3 protein-coding genes are annotated in these 5,006 nt (G+C 54.1%); 1 reads left to right on the top strand and 2 read right to left on the bottom strand.

Features of this window, described 5'->3' with window-relative positions; genetic code table 11:
* Positions 1 to 145: 145 nt before the first annotated feature.
* Together C8N31_RS20055 and C8N31_RS20050 are read right to left on the bottom strand one after the other, a co-directional pair.
* Positions 146 to 376 carry a hypothetical protein gene (locus C8N31_RS20055; RefSeq protein ID WP_025050055.1) on the bottom strand — a complete coding sequence of 77 codons (231 nt, stop codon included), beginning with the start codon at positions 374 to 376 and terminating at the stop codon, positions 146 to 148.
* A 523-nt stretch (positions 377 to 899) separates the two neighbouring features.
* The gene (locus C8N31_RS20050) at positions 900 to 3,479 is read right to left on the bottom strand and encodes a Hint domain-containing protein (protein ID WP_051544671.1); all 2,580 of its coding nucleotides are present in this window, start codon (positions 3,477 to 3,479) and stop codon (positions 900 to 902) included.
* Positions 3,480 to 4,589: 1,110 nt separating this feature from the next.
* On the opposite strand from C8N31_RS20050, the gene C8N31_RS20500 reads away from it, so the two are divergent.
* Positions 4,590 to 5,006, top strand: a 417-nt coding sequence (locus C8N31_RS20500) for a hypothetical protein (protein WP_211313768.1), incomplete at its 3' end; no start/stop codon positions are given.

The following is a 5,006-nucleotide window of genomic DNA, read 5'->3' as shown; positions in this document are numbered from 1 at the left end:
ACACCCTCAAGGGGTCCCGTGATCGAGTAGCCTGTGATGCTGTCGTCATAGACCTCCCAGACCTGGAACAGGTGCTCAGGCCAGTCATCGAAGGCGCGAATGACAACGACGTCGTCTTCTCTAAGGTTAAAGGGGTCATCCATGCTCAGCCCCTCCGGAAGATCAGGTCAGGCAGGACGGCCCCCAGCACGAAGGCCAACGGCACAGGGAGCGTCACTGGCAAGGCCCACGAGGGGATCACAGCCAGCACGACCAGCAGGACAGCTATGCCCTGAGGCACAACGAGGGTGAGGTCATAGCGCCGCTTCAGCGCGTAAGACAGGGCCAGCCGGAAGCAGACCCCAGCCGCCATAAGCAGCGTGAAGGTGGTAAACATCTATACATCTCCATTGATGGTTTCTTTATATAGATGCTTGGGATTGCTCGGTTTTTGGGGTGGATGTTTGTAATGACGAAAATATATCTGACCTAATTCCGCATCTTGCGCGCCAAGAAGAGTAGACCTAGCCCGAAGCTCGCCTTACGCTGAAAGCGAGGCGCATTACAGTAATATTGGAATTTAGCAAGCTGATTAACATTGGACCTGTCGCGGTTAGATGCCGGGATTAAACACAGAGCTTATCTGCTGCCAATCCATAGGAAGTATGCAGAAACTGCAATCACCAGGAAACAGATCCGCTTGGAACGACGCGAGTCCTTTGCAATTCCCGTTGGTCGTTGGGTATCGCTCTGTGGAAAACTGGAGTGGGGATTCATGGTTGCCTCTGGAAGTCCTTGCGTGCTCACTGAATTTTTACCTAAATGGGTTCGGATTTTGATGTTACCCTGAATATTAAGTGGTAACAGGGCGCAGGCCAGCTGCGCAGCTCAACCTCACCTAACGGAACTATCTTGAAGGTTCACGCGGCGATAAGCAGATCTAAAATCTCAGCTTTTGTCACGAACGGCCTTGCTGTCTCACCGAAAACCCGCTGGACATCGGCATTCTCTGTACAGCCCACGAGGTGCGGGAATTGGCGGTAGAGGTCCGAACGCGCGTTCTCCGACATCATTTGCATTGCCATCTTGCCGGGATAAAAGCTCTCGCTTGGGGCTCCCTCAGCAAAGATGATTTGGTGTGCATCAAACATCAGATGAAAATAGGTGACTTCACGCCTGCCATGAGCGATCCTCACGCCTTGCATTGTCTCCACCAAATTGATCGCTCTGGCGAAATGGTTCTGATCCACCAGCATTGCGTGCTGACGTGACACCAACAAATCCCGCTGAACGCCCAATACGCCTTCTCGGATCAAAACGGGCCGCAGCGTTTCATCCCTCATCAGATCTTCGATGTCGCAATGGCGTTGGCCGATCCAAGCGATTGGCTGCACACCATTGTCCAAAGTGGTGACCATGTCTCCCGGAGAAAGGCTTTCAATCGGGACTTCACCGTTTGGCGTGAGGATCAACGTTCCAGAGGTAAAGCAGACCACTCCGGTATTGTCGTATGAGTAGCTTGAAGCATCCGCACCTTGAACAGTCATAGAGCGGCTGCCAAACTGCTCATTGTCCGAATAATCGACGGTATTGCCTTCGTCATCTACCGTGTTGGATTGGTTCAGAACACCATCATCGGCCTGATCCGCACGCAACTCATCGAGGCTGTCGTAGAAGCTTCCGACGGACAGGTAGTCGTTGTTAAAAATATCCCCATCACCAAGAGCGCCAGTGTTCCCAGTGTTAAAATCGCTAATGGTGTCGTTGCCGTCACTGACGAAGAAAAGATCGTTACCGGCCCCACCAACCAAAAGATCGTCGCCAGCATTGCCGTTCAGAACGTCGTCTCCGGCTTCACCATACAAAGTGTCGTTGCCACCGACATAAGAGAAGTCATCGCCGTTTAGGAAGTCAGCTTCATTCCCTCCATAGAGCGCGTCAGCGCCTTGGCCACCGTAAAGCGTATCCGCTCCATCGCCGCCGAAAGCGAAGTCATTCCCTTCGCCACCCCAGATATTGTCGTTGCCTGCTTCACCAAGGAGATAATCTGTACCGCCGTTCCCAGAGATGTAATCGCCGCCAGTGCCACCCCAAATGGTGTCAATGCCGTCACCGCCATCAATCTGGTCGGCGTCGTCACCACCAAGAAGACTGTCATTGCCGACCCCGCCGTCGATTGTATCAGCGCCAAGACCACCAATAATTGTGTCGTTGCCGCCAGCCCCTTCAAGGCTGTCGTTCCCGGCTTCTCCCGAAATGGAATCCGCACCTGCAGAGCCGATGATGAAATCAATGCCGGATGTCCCTGAAATCAGGTCCACACCGTTAAGGGTGATACCGGTAAAATCGAAGTTTGCTGTTGCGTCGTTGGTGCCGAGAATTTCGCCGGTTAAATTGGAACCTTGAATTACCTCAAAGCCATCACTGGCTGAGAAGTTACCTTGGATCCGATAGGTGCCAGCACCTGTCGCGAGGACAATGGTATCTGTACCAACGGCCCCTCCGTCGGTCAGGACATTGGAGCCCCCATCGTCATCGTCGTGCAGATGGATTGTGTCGCTGCCTTCGCCTGTCTCAACGGTATCGACACCCGAACCAGTATAGACCACGTCATCGCCTGCACCCGCCGTGATGCTGTCCCCGCCAGCACCGCCGTGGATTGTGTCGGTTCCATCGCCGCCGTCGAGCGTATCGCTGCCTGCGCCGCCATCAATGCTGTCTGCGCCCGCCCCGCCTAAGATGGAATCGTTACCGCCGCCGCCAAGCAAACTGTCGTTCCCAATGCCGCCGTCAAGCGTGTCGTTTCCGGAGCCGCCATAAACTGTATCAGCGCCCAGACCAGCTGCGACGGAATCATCGCCGTCCAATGCTTCGATAAGGTTGTCGTTTGTTCCTGCACCGCCAGCCCAGCCGTCATCGACTTGATCGCCTTGGGGGTCGCCTGTGTAGGACGCGTTAATGGTGTCATTGCCCGCCGACCCCGAAACAGTGCCGTCGCGTGAATCAATTGTGGTGTAAGGCTCCGCTGAGGCAACTCCATCGCTGCTATCGACGGGATCTCCATCGCGACCATTCGTCGCCGTAAAGGTTTCCCCTACAGTTGGTTCTTCGCCGGATTGATATACAAAACCTACATTTGTACCACCAATCCGAAGCACCCAAACCTCGTTGCCGAGGCCATCAACCATGGAGAATTCATTCTGTACCTGTGATCCAGCAGGGTAGAGCGTGCCATTAATTGTCACATCTTGCGCAAGAGTTTGGATGCCGCCTGTCTCAACGTATGCGTCTTCAAAATCATCGTCATCGTCGTTGATTAGAATCTGGTAACCCACACCCCCATTGAATGTGAAATCTTCGCCAATCCATGTGGGAGCCCCGCTCGAATAATCAGGATGTGCTGGATCATTAGCGTGACTGTCTCCTTCAATGTCTGCCATCGGAATGTTGGATGGCAGAGTATAGAGGGCCCAGTCAAAAAGTTTGAGGTAGTAGCTCATTGATCTTCACCCCCGAGGCTCGAGTTAGCCGAATGTATGGGGGAACAAGCAAGGCGGGAATAGCATCCGCTGGCAGGTTTGGCTGAGTCAGCAAGATGAGCAACCATTGATGTCGCTTTATGCAAGTTCATGTAGAGTACCGGCATCCTGAAGTTCCCCTCATGATGGTGTAACAGTCCTATGCTTTCTGCTGTGACTGTGTTCCTTAGGAACAGTAATACGGGACCATCTTGGTGCGATCAGGGTGAACAAGAGGCAACATTAGGGCAGGAAATAAGTATCTGCCCAATTCATGACACAAAGTTTGAATGGGCGATGAGCTTGCCGGCTTATCTGGATGACTGTGCTTGGTGTGGATCCTGCTCTGCAATAGCTCGCCAGCGACACCCCCCCCCACCTAGACACCCCCTTCCACCCGTAGGACGCCTTCAGCTAAGATCCCCCCCTTGGGTTATCCACCACCACCAGTCATCTATCCCTAATTGGGTTACCTAATCCCCCACCATAGGGCTCCTGATCGGGTTACCTCCCCCAGGGCTATCTTCCCCCACCCCCAGTCCTCTACTAACATTACTTATACCTAATTAGGCTCCCACTGATCTTAGGGAGCCCTGCTAGGGATACCTCGCTTAGGACACCTAGCCAGAGAGAGCCCGTCTAGGGGCCCCAGGGAGGGATACCCTAACCAAGACATGATAGGGGTCCTGAGAGGGGCACTCTGGGGTTGTCTGATGATGTTAGCTCACCTACCTGAGCGGCTTCCCAGATGGGTTCTCCTAGCCGGAAATGCCCCCTCGCTTACACTCCCGGTGGTCGCACCGTTCGCTCTGGCTTCCTCCGCTCTCGCGACGGAATGCCCCCGTTTATGCCCCATTTTCTGTCGCTGTCAGGGTAAGCCGATGAAAGGCATCACGGGGGTGGGTTTCCTACCATCCCAGCCACTCTTCCGTACATGATGAACCGTTACTTCTAGGGTGGCTCTGTGGCCAGGAATGCCCCCAAAAATGCCCCCCTGACTTGGTATTCCTGAGGGGAGGTCCTATCTACAATTAGGTATAAGTAATGGTAGTAGACGACTAAGGAGAGAGGGGACCCCCGCCCCGGAAGGCTATGACAAAGACAATAGACCCTTGGCACTCCCGCCCCTTAGACGTCCATAGGTGGTCAGATCACCCCGAGGTGGGGAAGATCGTGGATAAGCTCTGGGGGGAGTTCTACCCGACCCAGACAGGGACCCGAGCAGGACCTAAGCAGAAGACCACCTCCAAGGACCAGCTAAAGGTGCTGATTCTAGACCTGTATGTTGCTTGGTTGGATGATCCCACGCTTTGTATAGGTGTCTCGCTGTCCTCGAATGCTTGGCAGGCTGGCTCCCGGTACAACGCCCTACACATCTCTAAGAAGATCGTGCCTGTCATAAAGACCCTGCACGACGAGGGCTTGCTGGACCTAACCAAACACAGTCACAGCGGACCTGGGCACAAGTACAATCACACCACCCGCATTCGAGCCTCAGAGAAGCTCCAG

It is taken from the genome of Sulfitobacter mediterraneus (assembly GCF_003054325.1).
Lineage (GTDB): Bacteria > Pseudomonadota > Alphaproteobacteria > Rhodobacterales > Rhodobacteraceae > Sulfitobacter > Sulfitobacter mediterraneus.
Note: the sequence above shows the minus strand (reverse complement) of the source record. Positions and strands in the feature narration are given on the sequence as shown.